This window comes from uncultured Paraglaciecola sp. (assembly GCF_913020055.1).
In the GTDB taxonomy this organism is placed as follows: Bacteria; Pseudomonadota; Gammaproteobacteria; order Enterobacterales; family Alteromonadaceae; genus Paraglaciecola.
Window position 1 is genome coordinate 1 of record NZ_CAJWCF010000003.1, and the last position, 23,628, is coordinate 23,628.

General features: G+C 40.7%; 21 protein-coding genes. 9 read left to right on the top strand and 12 right to left on the bottom strand.

Translation table 11 applies throughout. The features are described 5' to 3' along the window. Positions 1 to 83: 83 nt before the first annotated feature. From QZ488_RS01090 to QZ488_RS01105, 4 genes are all read right to left on the bottom strand, one after another. Complete coding sequence (locus QZ488_RS01090; RefSeq protein WP_293745783.1) at positions 84 to 851, bottom strand: sulfite exporter TauE/SafE family protein; 768 nt, start codon at positions 849 to 851, stop codon at positions 84 to 86. A 93-nt stretch (positions 852 to 944) separates the two neighbouring features. Then, positions 945 to 3,254, bottom strand: a complete 2,310-nt coding sequence (locus QZ488_RS01095) for an aminotransferase class V-fold PLP-dependent enzyme (protein WP_293745784.1) — start codon at positions 3,252 to 3,254, stop codon at positions 945 to 947. Between the two features lie 248 nt (positions 3,255 to 3,502). Continuing rightward, entirely contained in the window at positions 3,503 to 4,186 is a 684-nt protein-coding gene (locus QZ488_RS01100) for a hypothetical protein (protein ID WP_293745785.1), read from the bottom strand. Positions 4,187 to 4,399: 213 nt separating this feature from the next. Then, entirely contained in the window at positions 4,400 to 4,771 is a 372-nt protein-coding gene (locus QZ488_RS01105; RefSeq protein WP_293745786.1) for a hypothetical protein, read from the bottom strand. Between the two features lie 289 nt (positions 4,772 to 5,060). On the opposite strand from QZ488_RS01105, the gene glnK reads away from it, so the two are divergent. The 6 genes from glnK (at position 5,061) to QZ488_RS01135 (ending at position 10,951) form a co-directional block, all read left to right on the top strand. Next, on the top strand, positions 5,061 to 5,399 hold the full coding sequence (gene glnK / locus QZ488_RS01110; protein WP_293745787.1) for a P-II family nitrogen regulator: 339 nt from the start codon (positions 5,061 to 5,063) through the stop codon (positions 5,397 to 5,399). A gap of 17 nt (positions 5,400 to 5,416) precedes the next feature. After that, on the top strand, positions 5,417 to 6,670 hold the full coding sequence (locus tag QZ488_RS01115) for an ammonium transporter (RefSeq protein ID WP_293745788.1): 1,254 nt from the start codon (positions 5,417 to 5,419) through the stop codon (positions 6,668 to 6,670). Between the two features lie 206 nt (positions 6,671 to 6,876). Then, on the top strand, positions 6,877 to 8,550 hold the full coding sequence (ggt, locus tag QZ488_RS01120; protein ID WP_293745865.1) for a gamma-glutamyltransferase: 1,674 nt from the start codon (positions 6,877 to 6,879) through the stop codon (positions 8,548 to 8,550). Between the two features lie 171 nt (positions 8,551 to 8,721). Next, positions 8,722 to 9,597: a protease HtpX gene (gene htpX, locus QZ488_RS01125; protein ID WP_293745789.1), complete on the top strand. Its 876-nt coding sequence runs from the start codon at positions 8,722 to 8,724 to the stop codon at positions 9,595 to 9,597. A 4-nt stretch (positions 9,598 to 9,601) separates the two neighbouring features. Continuing rightward, positions 9,602 to 10,525, top strand: coding sequence for a Dyp-type peroxidase (locus QZ488_RS01130; RefSeq protein WP_293745790.1), 924 nt, complete (start codon positions 9,602 to 9,604; stop codon positions 10,523 to 10,525). Between the two features lie 15 nt (positions 10,526 to 10,540). Beyond that, positions 10,541 to 10,951, top strand: coding sequence for a hypothetical protein (locus tag QZ488_RS01135; protein ID WP_293745791.1), 411 nt, complete (start codon positions 10,541 to 10,543; stop codon positions 10,949 to 10,951). 53 nt (positions 10,952 to 11,004) lie between these two features. Here QZ488_RS01135 and QZ488_RS01140 read toward each other — a convergent pair whose 3' ends face one another. From QZ488_RS01140 to QZ488_RS01175, 8 genes are all read right to left on the bottom strand, one after another. Further along, complete coding sequence (locus QZ488_RS01140) at positions 11,005 to 12,087, bottom strand: adenylate/guanylate cyclase domain-containing protein (RefSeq protein WP_293745792.1); 1,083 nt, start codon at positions 12,085 to 12,087, stop codon at positions 11,005 to 11,007. Between the two features lie 54 nt (positions 12,088 to 12,141). Beyond that, positions 12,142 to 13,437: a glutamate-1-semialdehyde 2,1-aminomutase gene (gene hemL, locus QZ488_RS01145; protein WP_293745793.1), complete on the bottom strand. Its 1,296-nt coding sequence runs from the start codon at positions 13,435 to 13,437 to the stop codon at positions 12,142 to 12,144. A 35-nt stretch (positions 13,438 to 13,472) separates the two neighbouring features. Next, on the bottom strand, positions 13,473 to 14,477 hold the full coding sequence (locus QZ488_RS01150; protein ID WP_293745794.1) for an aspartate carbamoyltransferase: 1,005 nt from the start codon (positions 14,475 to 14,477) through the stop codon (positions 13,473 to 13,475). 160 nt (positions 14,478 to 14,637) lie between these two features. Further along, entirely contained in the window at positions 14,638 to 15,096 is a 459-nt protein-coding gene (locus QZ488_RS01155) for a GNAT family N-acetyltransferase (protein WP_293745795.1), read from the bottom strand. A 71-nt stretch (positions 15,097 to 15,167) separates the two neighbouring features. Beyond that, positions 15,168 to 16,562 (bottom strand): DUF3300 domain-containing protein, encoded by a 1,395-nt coding sequence (locus tag QZ488_RS01160; protein WP_293745796.1) that lies wholly within the window; start codon positions 16,560 to 16,562, stop codon positions 15,168 to 15,170. 124 nt (positions 16,563 to 16,686) lie between these two features. After that, complete coding sequence (gene ribA / locus QZ488_RS01165) at positions 16,687 to 17,304, bottom strand: GTP cyclohydrolase II (protein WP_293745797.1); 618 nt, start codon at positions 17,302 to 17,304, stop codon at positions 16,687 to 16,689. 97 nt (positions 17,305 to 17,401) lie between these two features. Then, positions 17,402 to 20,248, bottom strand: a complete 2,847-nt coding sequence (locus tag QZ488_RS01170; RefSeq protein WP_293745798.1) for an EAL domain-containing protein — start codon at positions 20,246 to 20,248, stop codon at positions 17,402 to 17,404. 101 nt (positions 20,249 to 20,349) lie between these two features. After that, positions 20,350 to 21,801, bottom strand: a complete 1,452-nt coding sequence (locus QZ488_RS01175) for a protein adenylyltransferase SelO (RefSeq protein WP_293745799.1) — start codon at positions 21,799 to 21,801, stop codon at positions 20,350 to 20,352. A gap of 67 nt (positions 21,802 to 21,868) precedes the next feature. Here QZ488_RS01175 and QZ488_RS01180 point away from each other — a divergent pair, with 67 nt between their 5' ends. The 3 genes from QZ488_RS01180 (at position 21,869) to QZ488_RS01190 (ending at position 23,614) form a co-directional block, all read left to right on the top strand. Continuing rightward, positions 21,869 to 22,195, top strand: coding sequence for a cytochrome c (locus tag QZ488_RS01180; protein WP_293745800.1), 327 nt, complete (start codon positions 21,869 to 21,871; stop codon positions 22,193 to 22,195). A 62-nt stretch (positions 22,196 to 22,257) separates the two neighbouring features. Next, on the top strand, positions 22,258 to 22,839 hold the full coding sequence (locus QZ488_RS01185) for an HD family hydrolase (RefSeq protein WP_293745801.1): 582 nt from the start codon (positions 22,258 to 22,260) through the stop codon (positions 22,837 to 22,839). 94 nt (positions 22,840 to 22,933) lie between these two features. Continuing rightward, positions 22,934 to 23,614, top strand: a complete 681-nt coding sequence (locus tag QZ488_RS01190; protein ID WP_293745802.1) for a glutathione S-transferase — start codon at positions 22,934 to 22,936, stop codon at positions 23,612 to 23,614. Positions 23,615 to 23,628: the final 14 nt, after the last annotated feature.

The window sequence follows — 23,628 nt, forward strand, 5'->3', positions numbered from 1 at the left end:
TAAAGCGTAATTCATGCTGAAAATCAGCACGAAGAGGCAGGTATTACGTTGACATCACGGGAGCGTCCATATATGTCATGGACTCAATAAGCAGAGTTCAGGTTAAATAGTAATTGTTGGCACAACATGAATATCGCCATAATCGATAGAAATACAGCAAAAGTTTGTTTGATTTTTTGCTGTGGTAGTTTCATGGAATAATGTTGGCCTATAAAACTTCCGACAATACCTATCATTGATATTAGGATAATAGTGGGCCAATCTAAAAGTTGGTTATTATCCTGAAGAATAGATTGATATTTAATAAATCCAGATCCTGAATTGATTGATATCACCACCAAACTTGTAAAAATGGCTTGGCTCATTGCTATGCCACCCAATAAAACTAGTGCAGGAACAATTAAAAAACCACCACCAACACCAACAAATCCAGTCAGTAAACCAACACCCATACCCTGCATTATCGTCAACAACCGATTCATCTCGTTAGGCGGTTGCACTTTGAAAGAACGGAACATTCTCCATGCTGCTGCCAGCATAACGATAGCCAATACCATTACTTGTGTTGATCCAGAAACATAGCTACTGGCCCAAGCGCCAAAGTAGGCACAGATCATACTTGGACCGCCAAAGTAAATGACCAGTTTCCAATTGACCTTGTTTTGTTTTATACCTATTAACGCGGTGGTTGCACTGATGCTGCCCACTATAACCAGGGCACTTGCTATGGCTACTTTCTCAGAATAACCCAAACCATAAACTAACATTGGTACTGTTAATATTGCACCGCCTGATCCTAAAATACCTAAGCTTAAACCAATTAAGCTTGCACCAATGAACACAATCAACATTTAAAAAACTCTTAATGATACCAATAAAAAAGGCCTGTAATTGATTGTATTACTATCGCCTGTAGATGATTGCTAGGCTCTACATTACACGCCTTAGTATTGATGTAATGCATAGCCACCTTTTAAGTGACCAACATGCTCAAATCCCAAGCGGAGAAAAGCTTGCGCTGCTAGTTGAGAGCGGCTACCACTTCGACAAACGAGCACGAACTGTTGTTGTTTGTTATGTTGATGTTGATGAACAAAATCGACTAATCGAGTCAGTGGCACATTGTTTTCGAAATTTTTGTCGTGCTGCAATGCGTATTCGTGAGTTTCACGCAGGTCAATTAATCTAATATTATTTGGCTGCTCTAAAGCCTTGGCCAAACTGCGGCTATCATATTCATGTAAGTGTGTTTTCTGGCAATTCCCTATTAAAGCGCCACACATAATTTCACTGCCTGATTGGTCATCAATATGAGTATCCATTAACGTTTTCTGAGCAGAGAACTCTTTGATAGTTATTTCATTAGCAATAACTTGTGCAAGTAAAGGGTTGCGCTTTATTTCGGCAGCAATACTGGTGGTAAACTCATTATTATAGTCATGGCTCGGACAGATAAGGCTTTGTGTACCGATAAGCCTTTTCAATAACTGCAAACTTGTAAACATTGCCGTTGCACAACTGGTTGAAAAATTCGTTCTGCCAAGACTGTCCATTAAGATCAGATCGCCACAAAATGCATAATGAACCACCAATTCCTCGGTTGAAGCTTTAACAGGGTCACAAAGTAACAGGCTAATACTATCGCCTGTATGGCCTGGAGTATTGATTTTAACCAGCCACTTATCTCCCAAGGTAATGTACTGATAGTTTTCACCAAGAATTACCGTCGTTTTTGAATACGTTGGCCAGCCAAGAACGTCTGTTTGTTGCTCTGCCAAATAATCATCAGCAAGCGTTCCTCGACAAGACTCATGATCAGCATGACCATGAGTGTCGATAACGGCAATTATATTAAGCCCCTGGCAGGTTACTAATGTTTGAATACGATCGGTTAACTCGGGTAACGGGTCGATAAATATTGCAGATTTAGTCTTTTTATCGACATATAACCAACTGCAGCTGCCACCTACTTTAAACTGTAAAAGACCTTCTAATTCTGTTTTTTCGGCCATGCTATTTGCGTCTATGGTTAAACAGCTTTGCCCTAATGCTTGAGCTGCAAACACTATTCGATTGCAGGCTTCGTCAATTTCCTGTTGTGTCATTGCTGGTCCAAATGACATTCTAATCGCCGATTCACTTTGCCAAACAGGCAGCCCCATAGCGTCTAATACAAAACTTCGGGTGACCTTTGAACTACAAGCAGAGCCTGAGCTGACACGTACATTCGCCGCGTCGAATAAATCCATAATTTCTTTAGAACTAAATCCTGGAATAGCAAAGTTAATCGTTGTTGGTACTGAGTTTTCAAAACTATGGTTAAAAACAATTTTCGGGAATGCTTGGGTTAAAGCTGCGGCAATTTGCTGGCGAAATAAATGCAGCGTTTTTAAAGGTGTAAAAGTATTCTTACTCTCTCCATTTAGCATGCTAAATATGACATTTAGCGCGGCTAAACCTGGTAAGTTTTCAGTACCAGAGCGCAATCCACTTTCTTGGCCGCCACCGGCAATAAAAGGTGTAAATGGTGCGTTTTCTTTAACGTACATAAAACCAATGCCCTTGGGAGCATAAAGTTTATGGCCACTAAATGGTGCATAGTCAATACTGGTTTTTGCTAAGTTTAAATTTGTTTTACCTAATGCTTGTACACAATCTACCATCCACGCGGTATTTTTATTATGGGCACGTATAGTCTGGTCTAGTAAATCGATGTCCTGATAAACGCCGGTTTCGTTATTCACCGCCATGGTACAAATCATCAAGGCATTGGGGACCTCTTTAGCTATAAAATCCAGATCAAGTTGTCCCATTTCATTCACGGGAATGGCTTTTATCTCAGCGTTTATTTCAAGAATTTTATTCCAGTGTTTCAGTGACTCTGGTACTGCTTTATGTTCTGTTGCGCCATATAAAAGGCTATATTTTTTGCTGTTATCAAGCGTGCTTTTAACATGGCATAACGCCGATAAAATCGCCGTTTGAATTCCCTCAGTAGCACCACTAGTAAATATAATTTTACCGTCACCAGAGCCAATAATAGTTTTCGCCTGTTGACGTGTTTCATCAATTATTTGTTTTGCCTGTAGCCCTGTTACGTGGCTGCTGCTTGGATTGCCAAACAGTGTTTGCATGGTGGATAAAGCCGCCGTTGCGGCTTGTGGTAATACTTGAGTAGTCGCGTTTGCATCCAGATAAATTAAACTGAGTGGTTGCTTAGGGCTTGTAGGTAACCTTGTGGGTAAAGCAGTCATAAAAACGCTCTCAATATATTGTGTTAATCGTCGCAGCACAGTCGAACGTTTTAACTCTTCAAAACATAAGGGAATTTTTTCACGTCAAGGAGGGTTTTTCTTTGCGTATTATCTTTTAATATGGCTTTGGGGTAGCAATTTGTTTCTATTTTATGTTGTTGGTTAGAAATATTTTCTATAGGTGTTTGGTGGCGAGTGCGTTTTATACTCGTTGTGTGAAATAAGATCTTGGGTTGAGGCTTTTGAAATTACTCTTTGATCATAACCGACTGTGGCCTTTTTTGATCTTCTTGTGTTTGTTGTCCAGGTAAATGAGCGTTTTTATTAATCCTGTCTTGAATAAAACTACTAATCGGTGGTGGTTTGGAGCAGTCAACTTGAGCACCTAGAAAACTTAACAGCACGGCCGCTGTTTGTTTACCTGTACTGCTGCAATCTGCTCGTACTTTGAGGCTGTCTCTAATTTTTTCATCTTCAGTCATAAACGGATTTTTGACTTCATCATTTATTATCGGTGAGTTTTTGTTCTGCTGATAATATCGAGAGGCTTGTTGCGCCATTTTATTTTGCTGTTCTTGTTGAAAGTTACTTAGGTGTCGCCTAGCCATGCTAGTGGCAGGGGCACGTATTTCAGAGTTTAATATTGATGCTTTAATTTCTTTTATTTGTTTGGGTTTTTCTTGAACCACTTCTTCGTGTTTTGCAGGCAACACTTGAGGGGGGGGAATAACTACAGGCTCTGAAATAGGTTCAATTGGATTGTCAGCTGGAGGTTCGGTAACGGGCAATTGTTCGGGTTCAATCGGTTGTGGTTCTTCCTCTTTAACTTCTTCAATAGGTACTTCTGGAGGCGGGGTGGGTAAATCAAATAGTAGTGTGGCTTGAATGATGTTTGGTTTTTTAACTGGCGCGTCAGGTTCTGCAGGGGTCATAACTGACTGAGCAACAACATATATGATAATCAGGTGAAGAAGGACTGATAGTATTAAGAACGAATTTTTTTTAAACACTGATGCTCGCGCATATCCTGGATGAATGTTTAGGGTTTAATAGAGTACCCTGTATTGGATTAGTTCAAAATAGTCAAAAGAGCGATATCTTGTATTAGTCACAGTGTTTGTTTAGTTAGCCCGAGCTTGGGTTAGTTAATATGAGTGAAGTATTTTCAAGGCGTTACTTTTAGAGTCGGTCACAATGATGTCGGACTGACTATCAGAAAAAATACTTTTAGTGACTTTTTCCATCACACTACGTTCATTTTCATCAACGGCTACCGCTATGGTTTTTTTTCCTAGATTTTCTAAATCCATCTTGCCAAGCAAAGTAATGGCCATTGCATCCTCTGCTGTTATCGATACACCGCATATGTTGGTGTAGTCGATGAGGATTTTTGTATATTGGTTTATTACATCTTTGTATTCTTTGCTTTGAAACATAAACATCAAATCTAAAGAGTTAAGATTGCCTTCAATGGTGATACAAGCAATGTTTTCAGCAATGGAAATATCGTATTGCATGTTTTGTTATCCATAGTGTTCGTCATTAAAGAATAAACCAGATTGTAGTATTTAGCACTGATATCTCCCTTCAAAACAAGATTATGTGGTTATGAAAAAAACTCCTTTTGAAGTGTGCACCAACTTGATCCCATTTACGCCTGTTGCACCAAACAAACGCATCTAAATATAGCAGATAATAACCTTGTTACCTTAACTTATTGATTTTAAATGTAAAAAAATGTGGCATAGGTCTTGTTGTGTTTCTAGTAATTATTTGCAACATATAACAATAAACTGGGAGCTACACATGAAATTAGTTACTGCGATTATTAAGCCTTTCAAGCTTGATGATGTGCGAGAGGCCATCTCGGAAATTGGCATTGACGGTTTAACTGTCACTGAAGTGAAAGGCTTTGGGCGTCAAAAAGGTCACACCGAATTATATCGTGGCGCGGAATATCAAGTGGACTTTTTACCAAAAGTGAAGCTTGAAGTCGCTGTCAAAGACGAACACGTTGAGCGCTTAGTTGAGGCTATCGTGGGTGCTGCTAAAACCGGAAAAATTGGTGACGGCAAAGTATTCGTATATGACTTACAACATGCTGTTCGTATTCGTACTGGTGAAACCGATGGCGAAGCCATTTAGATTTTAGGAGATAAACCGTGGAAATTACTTTTGAATTGGGCTACGCCCTAGATACTTTTTACTTTTTGATATGCGGCGCGCTTGTTATGTGGATGGCCGCTGGTTTTACCATGCTCGAAGCTGGCTTAGTTCGCGCTAAAAACACAACTGAGATTTTAACCAAGAACGTTTCGTTGTACGCAATTGCTTGCATCATGTACATGGTGTGTGGTTATGCGATTATGTACAAAGGTGGCGCCAGTGAATGGTTGTTCTTGGGCGACATAATGGGCTCAGGTGCAGTAGCAGGTGGCGAAGAGAACGCCACGTATGCTCCTTCTGCAGATTTCTTTTTTCAGGTGGTATTTGTTGCGACAGCGATGTCTATCGTTTCAGGTGCAGTTGCTGAACGTATGAAGCTTTGGGCATTCTTAGCCTTTACTGTTGTATTAACAGGCTTTATCTATCCTATGGAAGGTGCTTGGACTTGGGGTGGTGAATCTGTATTTGGTTTATATACCCTTGGCGACCTTGGCTTCTCTGACTTTGCTGGTTCAGGCATAGTGCATATGGCCGGTGCTTCTGCAGCTTTAGCGGGTGTATTATTACTAGGTGCTCGTAAGGGTAAATACACTGCTGATGGAAAAGCGCATGCTATTCCGGGTGCTAACTTACCTCTTGCCACTTTAGGTACGTTCATTTTATGGATGGGCTGGTTTGGATTCAACGGTGGTTCTGTTTTAGCCACTGCTAGTGTTGAAAGTGCTAATAGTGTAGCGGTTGTCTTTATGAATACTAACGCTGCTGCTGCTGGTGGTTTGGTTGCTGCACTTATCTTAGCGCGTATCTTATTTAAGAAAGCTGACTTAACTATGGCTTTAAACGGTGCTTTGGCTGGTCTTGTTGCTATTACGGCTGAACCTTCTACGCCTTCACCTTTACAAGCCACATTGTTTGGCGCATTAGGTGGCATCTTAGTAGTGTTTAGTATCCTTGCTCTTGATAAAGCTAAGATTGATGATCCAGTGGGCGCTATCTCAGTTCACGGTGTGGTTGGCTTATTAGGCTTGTTACTTGTCCCTGTTACTAACCCAGAAGCTGCTACTTTTAGTGGTCAGTTAATTGGTGCGGCTACTATCTTTGTTTGGGTGTTTGGAACCAGCTTCATTGTTTGGGCAATTATTAAAGCAGTGATTGGCATTCGTGTTAGTGACGAAGAAGAGTTCGAAGGCGTAGATATGAGTGAGTGTGGTTTAGAAGCTTACCCTGACTTTACAACTTCACGTTCTTAATCAGATAGAAATGAGGTTTTAAAAAGAGCATGCTCTTTATACAGCCCAAGTGAAATTAAAGCCCCGCCAAGTGCGGGGCTTTTTTATGGAATTTGTTAAGGTAATCTCGCTGCGAAGCTATAAGTCAGTGCATTGAACGGTAAAATCAGAGTATCCTAATGTCATTATTAATTTTTAGTCCTTAGCCAATGAAAATATCTATAGTAATGAGTCTGTTAACTTTGCTTTTAAATAGCACTTATAGTTTTGCTTATGACCGAATAACCGGCCAACCATTTGCTACTCGCTCTGAGGTCATAGCGCAGAATGGTATGGTGGCGACCAGCCAACCACTGGCAACACAGGTAGGTTTAGATATTCTTAAGCAAGGCGGTAACGCCATTGATGCTGCTATTGCAGCTAATGCTATGTTAGGCCTAGTCGAGCCAACAGGCAGTGGTATAGGTGGAGATTTATTCGCCATTGTCTGGGATGCCAAAACACAAAAATTATATGGGCTCAACGCATCGGGTCGCTCACCACAATCCCTAACTTTAGAACATTTTAAGTTGCAGGGGTTAGACAGTATTCCTTCTCACGGACCTCTGCCCGTGTCTGTTCCCGGTGCAGTAGATGGTTGGTTTGAACTACATACTAAGTTTGGTAGTTTGCCTATGACCAGTATTCTTTCACCTAGTATTGAATATGCTAAAAACGGTTTTCCTGTGAGTGAGTTAATTGCCTATTACATGCAGCGAAGTGTCTCTAAGCTGGGTGAGTCTGCCGGCTTTAAAGAAACCTATATGCCTAACGGCAAGGCGCCCGTTAAAGGTCAGATATTCAAAAATAAAGGTTTAGCGGTTACCTATGAAAAAATAGCAACTGGCGGGCGTGATGTTTTTTATAAAGGTGATATTGCCCGTTCGATAGCTGCCTACATGAAAGAACAAGGTGGTTTTTTAAGTTACCAAGATTTAGCCAGTCATACGTCTGAATGGGTCGAGCCAGTTTCAACGAATTACAAGGGATATGACGTTTGGGAATTACCACCAAATGGCCAAGGCATAGCTGCTCTACAAATTCTAAATGTATTAGAACAGTTTGATGTTGAAGGTATGGGATTTGGCTCTGAGCAATATGTGCATACCTTTGTCGAAGCGAAAAAGTTGGCCTTTGAAGACCGCGCCAAATATTACGCGGATCCAGCCTTTAATGATATTCCGGTTGATTGGTTAATCTCCAAGGAATATGCGCAACAACGCCGCAAGTTAATCGACAATAACAAAGCAGCCAAACGTATTGATGCAGGGTTAAATCAAGGCGATACGATTTACCTTACCACTGCAGATAAAGACGGCAATATGGTGTCTCTTATCCAAAGTAACTATCGTGGCATGGGCTCAGGTATGACCCCCACAGGTTTAGGTTTTATACTGCAAGACAGAGGCGAGCTGTTTAGTTTACAAGAAGGCCATTTTAATGTTTATGCACCGAATAAACGCCCCTTTCATACGATTATCCCAGCTTTCATAACGCGTAATGGACAACCTTGGGTTAGCTTTGGCGTAATGGGTGGGGGTACTCAACCACAAATGCATGCACAAATTGTGGTGAACCTGATTGATTTTGGGATGAATTTACAAGAAGCCGGGGATGCGCCTCGTATCTTACATTCTGGCTCTAGCCAACCTACTGGAGAGCTTATGACTGACGGTGGATATATCAGCTTAGAATCTGGTTTTGCTCCTAAAGTAAGGCGCGAGTTAATCAAAAAAGGCCATGTACTGAGTGACGTATTAGGCGCCTTTGGTGGTTATCAGGCGATTATGCGCGATCCAAAAAGCGGTGTGTATTATGGCGCTTCTGAAAGCCGAAAAGATGGACAGGCCTCAGGATACTAATAATTGTGTTTGTGCAATTTGGCCAAACTAACATGGGTTTGGCTAAATTAAAGAAAGACTGAAATATTTTATATTAGCCCTTTGAAAAGTGACATTCGATAGCATAATCATGGTTAGAATCAGATGTTCGATTCAGGTGGTTGTTCTGTCGATTAGTGGAGAGTTTTAAAAATGAGAATATTGCTATTCTTGGGTACCAACATCGCTATCATGGCGTTATTAGGCTTGACGTTCAGCCTGTTTGGCATTCAGGGGTTATTGGCTGAAAATGGGGTTGATTTAAACTTATCAGCCTTATTGGTATATGCCATGGTAATTGGTTTTAGTGGCGCTTTTATTTCGTTGTTTTTATCGAAGTTTTTAGCCAAGCGCAGTATGCGAGTTCAGGTTATTATCAACCCTGAGAATCAAACAGAACGCTGGTTAGTGGATAGTGTAAAAACGATGGCAAAAACTGCGGGTATCGGTATGCCTGAAGTAGGTATCTTTAATCACTCTTCGCCTAATGCTTTTGCTACAGGTTGGAATAAAAATAACGCCTTAGTAGCTCTCAGTACCGGTCTTTTGCAGAGCATGCCAAAAAACGAAGTAGAAGCCGTGCTTGCCCATGAGGTTAGTCATGTAGCAAATGGTGACATGGTGACTATGACACTCATTCAAGGCGTGGTGAATACCTTTGTGGTGTTCCTATCACGTATTATTGGGCATGTTGTTGACCGTGTTGTGTTTAAGGTAGAGCGAGGTCATGGACCCGCATTTTGGATTGTTTCTATTATCGCTGAAATTGTACTTGGCTTATTTGCTACCATGATTGTTATGTGGTTTTCGCGATACCGAGAATACAAAGCGGACGCTGGCGGTGCTAAATTAGCCGGCAATAATAATATGATCGCCGCACTTGAACGGTTACAGGGTGTTAAAGGCGCGCCTGAGTTACCAGATGAAATGGCGGCGCTAGCGATTAATGCTGGTAAGGTACAGGCTATCTTTTCTAGCCATCCACCGTTAAGTCAACGCATTCAAGCATTACGCAGCATAAGGCATTAGCATTATGACCCAAGCTCAAAAAGGCATCTGTGCCGAACCTAATCTTCATGCACTCTTCCTAACATTCACCGTAGTTGATGATGACACCCAAGCTATGCGGCTTAAGTTGGCTCGTATTCTTGATTTGTTTACCCATTTTGATGAAGAGTATTACGAAGCCATGGTGTCAGGTGTATTGGCCATAGGCACTGATTATTGGTATGAGCTTTACCCAGATATTATTCCCCAGGAGTTAGCGCCGTTTCCTTCGATGAACTGTGAGGATCGCAGTGCGCCTAATTCTCCTGGTGATCTGTTTATTCAAATCAAAGCCGATCGATTGGATATTTGCCATGCCATTGGAACAGAGATCATTCAGTTATTAAAACCTCACGTTGATTTGTACGAAGAAGTGCGAGGTTTTCGATATTTAGATGGCAGAGACTTAACAGGGTTTGTCGACGGTACAGAAAACCCACGAGGCATGCACAAATTTGACGTAGCAATAGTGGGTGATAATGACCCTGATTTTGCTGGTGGCAGTTATATTCATGTGCAGCGCTACCGTCACAACATGACCAAGTGGCAATTACTGCCGGTAAACAGCCAAGAAGACGTGATTGGTAGAAGCAAAACAGATAATGTCGAATACGCCAGTGACAAAAAGGCGGCATTTGCCCATACAAAACGTACCAGCTTAAAAGATGAAAGTGGTAAAAGCATTGAAATGCTCAGGCAAAGCATGCCTTACGGCGATATGTCGGTGCAGGGTTTATATTTTGTCTCTTGTGCTAGTAGCCCAGAACCTTTTAGCAAAATGCTTAAAAGCATGATTTTTGGTGATGAAGAGGGCACTTACGACAAGTTACTCGACTATACCACCGCCGAAACGGGCGGAGCGTTTTTTGCGCCATCTATTACCTTTATCAAACAACAAGCTAAACACTAAGTTTTACTCAGTGTAATGCATCAATATTTTGGAAAGTGTGGCTGTGGAAATGTAGTTGTTCAGTTTTCTAGCCGCAAAGAGATAAGCAGTTATACGTCACGTAAGTGTGACTGCGATTATTGTATGCAGCGCGGTATAGAGTATCTCTCCGATCCCCATAGCCAGATTACCCTCATCGCTAAAACCCCACTCAAGCAGGAAAAACAAGGTTCAGAACAAGCGACCTTTCTGCTTTGTGCTAAATGCCAAACCGTTGTCGGTGTGGGTTACCTTAATGAAGGTGTGTCTGTCGGGAGCCTAAACGTGAGGCTTCTAGATGAATTTGATCACTTGCAGAAAAGTGTAGTCGTTTCGCCAAAAACCTTAGGTAAAACTCAAAAGGTAAGGCGTTGGCGTGAATTGTGGTCGCAACTGTTTGCGAAGTGATTTGTTGAGGTTTTGTTTATCTTGTCTGGGACTTTAGTTGACGCAGATCCCATTTACTCAATTAATATCGAGCCATCCCAATCTTCAGCTAGTTCAGAATGTTGTAACTTGACACATTGTTCGAGGTGATGAATGGCGAGTGTATCTTCTGGGTAAATATCTAAGGCTTGTTGGAAATGGGTGATGGCTTGTTGCCAGTTTTGCTGTTTTCTGTAGCCCAAACCTTGTTCAATTAATTCAGCGTTGGCTAATTTTAATTGTTTTACCTTGCTGTCTTGATGATCGATGATTTCATAGATTTCTATCGACGCTTTTCTGCCTTTAACTCTTACGCAGTCTAACAAACGGTATTCAAACAAGCCTTTGGCTTCGGCTTGGTGCAGGGTTTGGGAGCTGATGACGATGTCGGTATTATATTTTGGTGCTAGGGCTTCGAGGCGGTAGGCGATGTTGACACTGTCACCTATGACTGTTGTATCCATTCTGTCATCTGAGCCAACTGTGCCGATAATCACTGGGCCAAAATGGATGCCAACACCAATATTAACCGGTGGGTAATTACAGTTTGCCCTATGTTCATTGTACAAATTAATGGCGTAGCGTAAGTCGAGAGCAGCACGGATTGCGTCTTGGGCTTTGTCGGTATTGGTGCCAGTTGGCCTATCAAATAATGCCATGACCGCATCGCCGATAAATTTGTCGATAAAACCTTTGTTTTTATGAATAGGCTCGTTCATTCGTAAGAAATAGGAATTTAAAAAATTCATTAATTCTTGCGGACTCATTTGTTCGGATAAGCTAGTAAAACCGCGAATATCTGAAAATAAAATCGCCAGTTCGTCTTCGTCTGCTCGGCCAAGTTCTAAGGTATCTGAACCATGTTTGGCGAAGTGATCAACAAATTGTTTAGGCACAAATTTACGAAAGGTCTGGTTTAAACGCATCGCCTCGTCGGCTTTGTCTTTATATATTTGCAGTGTTTCATCACTTTGTGACTGTTGCGCTTTTTCGATACTAGTTGAAGTATTGTTTGTTAGACGCGCTGTTTTTTTAAGAAGCACTACTAACACTATTGTATAGAGCACAATAATAGCTAATAAAAACAGCGGTAATGGTTGTAATACTTGCTCAAGCATTAGGTGTATTTTATCTCTCTATAACTAACGATTTGTTAGCCGTTTTATTACTAATTAACTGCATCGGGCTGCTACATTAGCCAATACTTTATCGGCAATGGTTAATGTTTGTTGCACAATTTCGTCACTATGTGCCGCAGATACAAAGCCGGCTTCATAGGATGCAGGTGCTAAGTACACACCATTTTCTAACATACCATGATAGAAGTGGTTAAATTGTTCGGTATTGCAGCTAATCGCTTGTTGGTAATTGGTAACGCGTTCTACGTCGGTAAAAAACAACCCAAACATGCTGCCAGCGTAGTTAACAGACATCGGAATACCGTGTTTGTTCGCTAAGGTTTTAAAACCTTCTGCTAGAGTTTTAGTGGTTTGAGTTAATTGCTCATATAAGCCCACTTTTTCTATTTCGGCTAAGGATGCCAGTCCTGCTGCCATAGCAACAGGGTTGCCAGACAATGTGCCTGCTTGATAAACAGGACCATCAGGGGAAATATGTCGCATGATTTCGGCTTTACCACCGAATGCGCCTACTGGCATACCACCACCTATGACTTTACCTAAACACGTGAGGTCTGGTTTGATATTGTATTTTTCTTGGGCGCCGCCTCGGGCTACTCGGAAACCTGTCATCACTTCATCAAATATCAGTAATGCGCCGTATTGATCGCAGATATCTCTTAGGCCTTGTAAAAAACCATCAACAGGAGGAATACAGTTCATGTTGCCTGCAACTGGTTCAACAATGATACAAGCTATATCTTCAGGATGCTGTTTAAACGCATTCGTTACAGACTCAAGGTTGTTGTATTCCACGGTAAGGGTATGTTTAGCATAATCGGCGGGTATGCCTGGTGAACTAGGTACGCCAAAGGTTAATGCACCCGAACCTGCTTTAACTAGCAATGCATCGGCATGGCCATGATAACAACCTTCAAACTTCAATATTTTATCGCGATTAGTGAATCCACGGGCTAAACGTATAGCGCTCATGGTGGCTTCTGTGCCTGAGTTGACCATACGTAACACTTGCATCGAGGGGACTAGTTCGCTGACTTTTTCAGCCATGATTACTTCTGCTTCAGTGGGTGCACCAAAACTTAATCCGTTCGCAGCTGCGTCAATCACCGCTTGGCGGATTTTAGGATTGTTGTGGCCCAATACCATTGGCCCCCAAGATTGTACGTAATCAATATAACGTTTGCCGTCTACATCCAAAATATAAGGGCCATCTGCTTTGCTAATAAATGGGGGAGTGCCGCCCACTGCTTTAAAGGCTCTAACTGGGGAATTAACGCCGCCGGGAATATGTTGTTTGGCGCGGGCGAAAAGGCTTTTTGATTTTTGCATAGTGACTTCTTTTGTAAGTTAAATTTGTTTACTAACTAGGTGTTTACGTGCCAAAGCACTTCTCGATCAAACTGGGTAACAATGTTTTCTACGCCAAGGGTCAGAGCAAACAATGCCATACGAACTAACACACCATTGTCTGTTTGGCGAAAAATAGCTAGATTAGGATTAAGGTTTAAATCGTTGTCTAGTTCGTTGGCCTCTGCTCGTGAATCGCGAGGAAGCGGATGCATTATTACCGTTTTAGATTGAAAATGTTTGGTATAAATTTGCTGATTTAGGCGAAACTTACCACGGTATTGGTTGGCTTCTTCTTGTGACGGGAAACGTTCTTCCTGAATGCGTGTTTGATAACAAATATCCACATCAGCAATGCCTTCAAATTGATCAGTAATTTTGTACTGATGCCCTGCATTTTCAATGGCATCGATAATAGCAGTTGGCATGGGTAATTCTTTGGGCGAAATCAAAGTAAAACGTACGTTTTTAAATAAGCATAATAATTTAGATAATGAATGTACTGTTCTACCGTATTTTAAATCACCAATCATGGCGATGTGCATGCCATCGATACTGCTGCCATGGTCGAGCAGTTCTTTTTGGATAGTGTACAAGTCTAACAATGCTTGAGTAGGATGTTCATTGGCCCCATCACCGCCGTTTATGACTGGAATTCGACTGCCTTCAGCGAATTCTGCCACCGAGCCTGAGTCGGGGTGGCGCATGGCAATAATATCCGAGTAACCACTGAGCACGCGGGCAGTGTCATACAATGACTCACCTTTTGCTAAAGCTGAGTTGCTTAATCCAGTGGTTTCGCGCACTTCGCCGCCTAATAAATTAAACGCGGTGCCAAAACTAACTCTTGTACGGGTGCTAGGTTCGAAGAATAAGTTACCTAAAATAGCCCCATCTAACACTGTGGTGCGCTTTTGCCGTTTGGCATAGGGCAACATTTGATGGGCTACATTAAAAACCCGTTCAATTGCGTCGCGGTCGAACTGATTGACCGACAGGATATGATTACCTTTAAAATTCATATGGGATGTAACTTAAGCAACCTAAGATACTGAGTATTTTAACAAAGTTAATCACTAGGGTCAGAGGAACTTGCATATGAGGTCGATATTTTCCTTAAAAACGCTTAATTAATCCAACTTCATAGACGTTTGGCCAAACTAATACGCAAGTTCAACAGGTTTAACATAATGACAAAGTCATAAATTGACTATTAGGGTCGGTTTTATACTGTGCAAAAGGCTCAAAAAACTCAAAACCATAAGATTGGTAAAGTGCGATAGCGGGTTGAAAAAAAGCTTGGGTGCCTGTTTCTAAGCTTAGACGTTCAATATTTCGAGTTTTTGCTTGCTGGATAATGTGTTCAAGCATTTGAGTGGCGACTCCCTTGCGTAAATGCTGGCGGGCAGTGCGCATGGATTTGATTTCAGCATGTTCAGTCGAAAGGGTTTTTAATGCACCACAACCGAGTAAGTCTTGTTTCTGCCAAACAGTCCAAAAGGCGATGTCTGGTTGGCGAAGTTTTTCTAGATCTAGGGCATGTACACTTTCAGCTGGTGAAGTAGCATACATATCGTCTAGATGCTCTTGCAACAACTCTGCTACTTTGGGATGAGTTAGATCGTCTATTTTTATTTGCAAAAAAAGCCCAAATTATTAATTTTCTATTTGAAGAATAATAACGTGGGCAGATTGTTGTTTTCAATAGTGAATTATCTATGTGGTCCTTTGCTTTTAGTTTGGCGAGCAACTTTTACCGGCCGAGACTTGTTTTGTTTATTTGAGCTGGCGCGATAGTCGCGACTTTTATTACTGCTTTTGTGATTCGATTTGTAATTGCTCTTGTTCTTTTGCGTGTTAACGGTCGTGCGTTTTTGTTGGCTACTTTGCGTTTGTGCTGATGAATGCCTCTTTACCTGCTGGCTTTTTCTTTGCTTAGCATCAAATTTAGCGTGTTCATTTGGTCGCTGATAAGTACTCCGTTTCTGCTTTTGCTGGTTTTTACCTTGGTTGATAATCCGTTGTTTGTTGTTTACTACCTTATCCGCTTTAAAGTTTTTGGTTTGGCGAACAGTATGTTGCTGCTTACCTAAGGCTTGTTTGAACTGTTTAGCATTTCTTTTGTTATGCTTATTCTTGTTGTTTTTATGGGCATAATCATTAACGTTTAACACTCTTTGTTTATCAATTTGCTGATAACCTTTGCTTTTGTCGCCACCGTTATAGTTACGAACAATACGTTGACCATTAACCCGATATTGTGCGCCCCGTCTATGTTGTTGGTTATGGTTCCAGCGAGGATATTCTTTCACTCGCACTACTTGACGACGGTTATTATGATTATTCGACCAATATCTGTTTGCATGATTGCGGTAGTGATAGTTAGCTACCACATGACGATTGCGCCAATGAAAGCCACCAAAATAAAAACTTGGGCGAATGTGAAAGCCCATGCTCCAATATAAACCGGCACTGAAAATGCTGTGGTTTGGTCGATGCCAATAGTAGGGCTGATGGTCGTGCCACCACCAATTACCATAGACAACACGGGTATCGTAGTAGGGTACATAGACTATTTCTTGGCGCACCGTTTCTATGACGATTTCATCTTGTTCATATTCAACATTGACATAATCATTGTCAGTTAAGTTACCTTGCTCATAGGCTTTTTGGCGCAAGTTTTGAACACTGGTTAATATCTGCTGTTCATTCACTAAAAATGCACTGCCTAATGATTGTAACCAGTCTAAGTCTTCGCTTAACTTCTGTAATAAGTCATTAAAGGGCACTAAAGCTTGGACACTTGGATCCCAGTCTTTGTCTTCCACAGCATTTAAAGCTTGTCGTTCGTCTAAATCTTCATTGGCTGCACGCCAACGAGCGGCTTGGACTACTTCTAACGGGTAGGTTGATGCCACCAATATATGTGAGAGTAGGGTGTCTGGATAAAGTGCGATAGGTGCTAACATTTGATCTAGTTGTGCTTGATTAAGCTCAATAGTTTCAGTATTTGTGGTTTCTTGTGCTTGTGCAAGTTGCACAAGACTGCCTACCAATAGGCATACAACACATAAATAAATGAATAGGTATTTGGTTTGGCTGCGCATAACCTTTTCCTTCTAGAGTTAAAAACTCAAGTGTTACCAAAAAATAGGAGTATCACTTGAGACTATAGATAAGGTTATACGTTTGTCAGCCTTAACCATGGCTGAATATTTACTGACGGAAGTATTATTTTAGTAGGTGTTTATCGAACTGGTGGCCTAGTTTTTCTGTTTTTGTACGAATGTAGCCAATGTTGTCATCCGTTATGCCATGGTCAATCGGAGTGCGTTCTACTACGTTAATACCCATGTTTGAAAGGGCCAGACTTTTCTTTGGATTGTTAGTCATGAGATTGACATTTTTAACGTTCAATTTTTCTAACATCAACTTGCAGATACCATAATCTCTCATATCAGCATCAAAACCCAAGTGTTCATTTGCTTCGACGGTATCCATGCCTTCATCTTGAAGCTGGTATGCGCGAATTTTGTTGAGCAACCCAATGCCTCTGCCTTCCTGTCTTAGATACAGCAAGACCCCTTTTCCTTGCTGAACGATATTTTGTAATGCTTTTTCTAGTTGAGCCCCACAGTCACAACGAGTACTAAATAATGCATCACCGGTTAAACATTCAGAATGAATTCGAATAGGCACAATATCTTCAGCCTCCCAATTACCATATGAGAGCGCGACATGTTCTTGTGCTAGTTCGTTATCAATAAAACCATGAATGTGAAATTTACCCCAATGAGTGGGTAATTTGGCCGAACTAACAAATTGATATTGGTCTGATTTAGGGTTCATATTTGTAAAACGTACTTAATTAGAAAAAAAATTGCGGCTTATTGCCTCCATACAGCCTATATGTGGGCATGATTCAAACTTTTACAATAGCTTGTGATTATCTATGTTGAATAAAATTAGCCAGTTCATGAGGCTTAGCCACGCCATATCCTTGAGCAAAATCCACCCCCATCTTACCTAGCTCTACCATTATTTCAGTTGACTCGACAAATTCAGCGACTGTCTCCATGCCCATTGCTTTGGCTACGTCTTTAATTGAATTCACCATGGCCATGTCAACAGGATCAACCAGTATGTCCTTTACAAAACTACCGTCAATTTTGACCTGATCAACCGGCAGGTTTTTCAAATAATTATAAGATGAAAAACCACTACCAAAATCATCTAAGGCAAACAAACAGCCTAATTTTTGAAAGGTATTAATGAATTCTAAGGTTTCATCCATCTTTAAAATAGCCATGCTTTCGGTGATTTCGAAACATACTTTTTTGTAAGACACTTTATACTTTTCAAACGCATTCAAAATAAACAGTTTAAGCTCTTTATCCGCTAAAGAGTGACCACTTAAATTAATACTGACTCGTGTTAATTCTGCGTTATGTTGTGGGTTATTCGACAACCAATTGAAGTAATTTTCTATTACCCAACGGTCTATTTGTGCTGTGAGGTTATAACGCTCTGCAGCAGGTAAAAAAGCACCAGGGGGCACTATGTTGTCATTCTGATCGCGCATTCTGAGCAATATTTCATAGTGATGCCCTTCAGTATTGTGGCTTAAGGCTTGATAGTGTTGATAATACAATTCAAAACAGTCGTGTTGTAGGGCATGATTAATATGTGAAACCCAAGACAATTCAGACTCATAACGCTGCATGTGTTTATCTTCAGCTGAATAGGTATGTACTTGATTACGGCCACGCTCTTTGGCTAAATAACAAGCTGAATCAGCCATGCTTAATAGTTGCTCTGGCGTACTGATGGTGGTTTGCCAAGGCACTTGGCCAATACTTATGCCTAATGTGAATATGCGGTTTTCCCAAATAAAACGAAACTCTTGCACAGCATTGAGTAGCTTGTTGGCCAGCAAGTAAGCCATTTGTGCATTATCCCCTTCTAGTAATACACCAAACTCGTCACCGCCAAGTCTTGCCAGAATGCCTTTGTCCATCACTACTGCATCCAGTTTCTGTGACAGCTGTTTAATTAACAAGTCACCGGCTTTGTGCCCACATGTATCGTTCACCACCTTAAATTGATCTAAATCCATGTAAAGTAGTGTTAAATCACTATTTTGATTTTGCGCGTTAAGCAAACCAGTTTGCAGTCGACGTTCGAATTCACGTCTATTGTAGACTCCGGTCAGTGAATCATGGGTGGCTAAATACTCTAAGCTAATATTTGACTGCTTTCGTTCGGTTACATCTGATATGGAACCAAATACGTATTGTTTGTCATCTTCTTGTTTGATTTGTCCAGAAATTGAAAACCAAAACTCACTGCCGTCTTTACGTACGCCTTTTGTTTCCTTACCAATTACTTTGCCGTTTTTACGTATCTCTCCAAGCATAATTGCGCGGTCTTCAGGGTTAACATAAAACTGTTCGGCATTATTGACTTCCTTCAACATATCAGACTCGTCAAGGTAACCAAATAAGCTACACATTGCTGGATTAACGCTTATTAATTGTCCATCCAGACTTGAAGCGTATAAGCCTTCTGCGGAATTCCTGAATAAGTCGTAAAAGTGTTGCAGATCTTTAAGTGCTGACTGCTGTTGTTTGCTGTGACGTTTTGTCAGAACTCGCTCATGTGCTTCAATCGCTAGTGCCATTATCATAATGCCTAGCATGATAAACACGGTAAACAGCAGGGATACCATTTGAGTTAATGGAATGCCAGATAAGAATAATATCACCTGACCAAAACCACTTAGGGCAATACAGGCTAATCCCAGCGAACAAACCAAGTTAGCCGTTCGTTTGTCGGCTTTATGATAGAAAAATGCTAATAAACCAATAAGTGCTATCGATAACGCTGCCATTAACGTCGAAAACGTCATTTGCTGCCCGCTATCTGAAGAAAATGCCATGCCCAGCGTTATAAATCCGAAACTATACAAAGCATAACGCCAAACAGTGGGTACCTTTTCTAGTATTGCAAAGGTCACTTTTGCTGAAGTTAATAATAATAAACCAAGCAGCGCACAGCTGAGATTTGATATGTAGGCAGTGATGCCCGTCATTTGGCTTAAAATGCCTTTAGTGTTTAAAAATAACAATAGAAAAGCGGCACTGGAAAGGGCAAACCAAAAACGTACTGGGCTGCGCATAAAGATATAGGTAATCAAAAAATAACAAGCGAGCAGTGCGAGCCCACCACTAATAAAACCAATGATTGCTAACAGTAGCTGTTCTCTTTCAACTAATGAAGATTGTTTGTCTAAGTCTACAGGGAAGACTAATGGACCATCGTCATTAACCCTTAAAAAAACCGTAACCACTTGTTGTTCTGAACGGATGGGAGTGATAAATAATCTGTGTTTGAAAGGGCGCTTTGCATAGTTTCGATTACCACCCATTAAGTAGGAACCTAAGATGCGCTCTTTCTCATCTAATAAAAAAACATCAACATAATCCAAGTGAGGATTGCCAATAGTCAAAAAATACTGTTCTTCATCAGTATCAACAAATACAACCTGAAATCTCCCCCACAGGCTCTTATCTTGACTGATTTGTTTGGTTATATAGTTGGGTTGCCAATCTTGTAAATTTTGAATGTCGGACAATTGCATGGATTTTTCTGCAATTAGCCAGTCAATTTTGCCTAGTAAGTTTACATGAGTGTCGTGTTTAGATATCACCACCTGCTCTGATGCTATGTTGCTTGAGTGCCAAAAAACACTTAATAAACATAACATTAAACCAATTGAATAGAGTGATTTCATGGTTGCCCTGTAGATGCGACGCATTATATACGTTGGCTCATATTGCACTTTATTGCTACTACTTTTGCAAAAATAGTTGAGTGAATTCAATAGGAATAAACCTAGCTACTACAGGATATTTCTAATTGTTTTCCCCAATCGGGGGGAGGTGCAGAGAATTTTTGGTATTTTTCAATTTCTTCATATGGTTTTTTTAATGCATCAATAAATTGATGAAACATCTCAAAGTTACCTTCTTCAGCTCGGTCTATAATTTGCTGAGCTAAATAATTACGCAATACAATATGTGGGTTGTGCTGACGCATTTTTGTTTGTCGTTGTGTTTGGTTCATACCTTGCTCTTTTAACGCCAAGGTATAGTGTTCGGCCCACTCATCAAATCGGTCTCGATTAATAAACTGATCGCGTAATTTTTGATTGCCACCCAATATGTCGAACTTACACAGTTGCCTAAAAGTTACAGAATAATCCTTTTTTTCAAACGCCAAAAGGTCTAACCAAGTATTGATGATTTTAGAGTTTGCTTCTACAAATGCTGGTTGGGGCAAAAGACCTAATTTGTTATGCATGAGTGTTGAATACTCTTTTAACAAAGTGGGCTCATAACTATTAAGTGCTTGCTTTATCTGTTCTATTTCTAAGTGCGGAGTGAAAGTTTGGGCTAATGCATTAAGGTTCCACAATCCTATTCCCGGTTGGCTATCGAAAGAATAACGTCCTTGAGGATCGGAGTGGTTACAAATAAAAGTGGGTTCGAAATCGTCCAGAAAGGCATAGGGTCCATAGTCGAAGGTAATCCCATGTATAGACATGTTGTCAGTATTCATCACCCCATGGTTAAAACCAAAAGCTTGCCATTTTGCAATTAATTTGGCTGTGTCATGCACAATTTTCTCTAGCATTGCTAGATAGGGAGATTCTGCTTCGGCACAGTCAGAGAAGTGATACTTAAAACAATAATCAAATAAGCTTTGTAATTTTTCAGGTTGTTTACTGTGATAAAAGTATTCGAAGTGGCCAAAGCGCAAGTGACTTTGGCATACACGGATCATTTTCGCCGCTCGTTCTTGTTTTTCACGGTATATCGGGTCGTCGCTGGATATTAGACATAATGCGCGTGAAGTAGGAATACCCAAAGAATGCAGCGCTTCACTGGCTAAGTATTCTCTTATCGTAGATCGCAATACTGCACGTCCATCTGCAAATCTGGAATACGGTGTTGGACCTGCTCCTTTAAGGTGTAAATCCCATCGTTGTCTCTGTAAATCGATGGTTTCTGCCAGCAACAGACCGCGACCGTCGCCTAGTTCTGGATTCCAATGTCCAAATTGATGACCACCATATTTTTGTGCCACTGAGCATCTATTGAGGGCGCCGTCCTGTGCATATAGAGCGCTAAATAAATGAGTTTCATTTTGCCATTCAGAAGGTAAGTCTAATTCTGTTGCAAGGTCATGATTAAAAACCTCTAAGCGAGAATTTTTCAATTTAATTGGCTTGACTTCGCTAGCCAGTGCAGTAAGTTCTTCAGCAAAAGAATGATCTAACTTCATTTAAAACGCTTATTAATTAGCATAATTTATTTACTCAAACCTTTGGGTGAAATACTAAGGATAAAACATGAAAAAAATTAAGAACGGTGTATTAATTACTGTACTCGCCACATGTGGGTTGTTGTCTCAACCAATACTTGCAGCTGATGTTGCTGCTGGAAAATCCAAATCTGTTACTTGTGCAGCTTGTCATGGTAACAAAGGTATTTCTATGATCCCAATGTATCCTAACCTAGCTGGACAGAAAGAGCAGTATTTGGTTTTACAGATGAAAGCATTTCGCGATGGAGATCGCAAAAACATGGTGATGGCACCTATGGCTGCAGGCCTAAGTGATAGCGATATTGCTAATATTTCCGCTTATTATGCGAGTTTGGATCCAGCTGGAAAATAAACCATTTTGTAATCATGGTATTTCCTTAATACGATGATTAAACCTAGTTTTGTGAGTAATAAATGACTGAAAATTTTCAAGCCATCACTCAGTTTATAGTTGAAATTGAAAAGTTGAAAAATGTAGAGCGTAAGATTAAACCCCTTGGTTTATCACGTTTTGAAAATAGCGCTGAACACAGCTGGCAAATTGCTTTGTTGGCATTAACACTTTTGCCGTACGCCGAACAACAATCAGATCCATTAACTGTGGTTACGATGCTGTTGTTGCACGACATCGTTGAAATCGATACGGGTGATAAGTTTGCTTACGATGCTAATCATGATGATTATGAAAATGAGTTGGTGTCGGCGAAAAGAATTTTTGCCATTTTACCTGATGAACAAGGTCAAGCTTATCTCAAACTGTGGATCGAATTTGAACAAGCTCAAACGCCAGAAGCGCAATTTGCTAAGGCAATAGACAGGTTAATGCCTGTGATTCAAAATCTACATAATGGCTGTCAAAGTTGGATTGACCACGATATATCGGTTAGTCAAATTCTGCTTAAAAATGCAGCTATTGAAAAAGCAAATCCACAATTATGGCAATGGATAAAGCAACAGGTCATAGATACAGGTGAGCTGGTTGGTTTGAGACGCTAATAAAAGTCACGAATAGATGCAGATTTTCAAACTAAAGTGGTCTTAGTCAATGGCAACACGTATAAACCATTGAATCTTTTAGAAGGAACGCCAGATGATCATACTACACCACTTAAATAACTCTCGTTCGCAACGCATTTTGTGGTTGTTAGAAGAACTTAACCTTGAATACGAAGTTAAGCTTTATCAAAGAGATAGTGTTACTAACCTAGCGCCTAATACGTTGACATTAATCCACCCTTTGGGAAAATCCCCCATCATTACCGATGGAGATGTCACTGTGGCCGAATCAGGTGCAATAATTGAATACTTAATTGGCACCTATCACAAAGAGAGTGCTGAAGGGCAGCTGGCGGATCCACAGCGAGGAACTGAAGTGCATAGACAATATACATATTGGCTGCACTTTGCTGAAGGCACGCTAATGCCGCCATTAGTGGCTAAGTTAGTACTGGATAAGGTAAGAACTAACGCAAAACCATTTTTTGTTAAAATTATTGCTAATAAGATTGTTGATAAATTGATGGCTTCTTATTACGGACCTATTATCGCTAAAAACATGGATTACATTGAAAGTCATTTAGCTCACAATACTTGGTTTGCTGGTGAAGAGTTATCGGGGGCAGACATACAAATGAGCTTTCCACTTGAAGCGGCAGTAGCGCGAGGAAATACCAAACACTTCCCAAACATTACCCAGTTCGTTAAAAACGTGCATGCCAGACCTGCATATCAAGCCGCCTTAGAAAAAGGTGGAAAATACGATTACGTTTAGGTTATCTGCTGAGT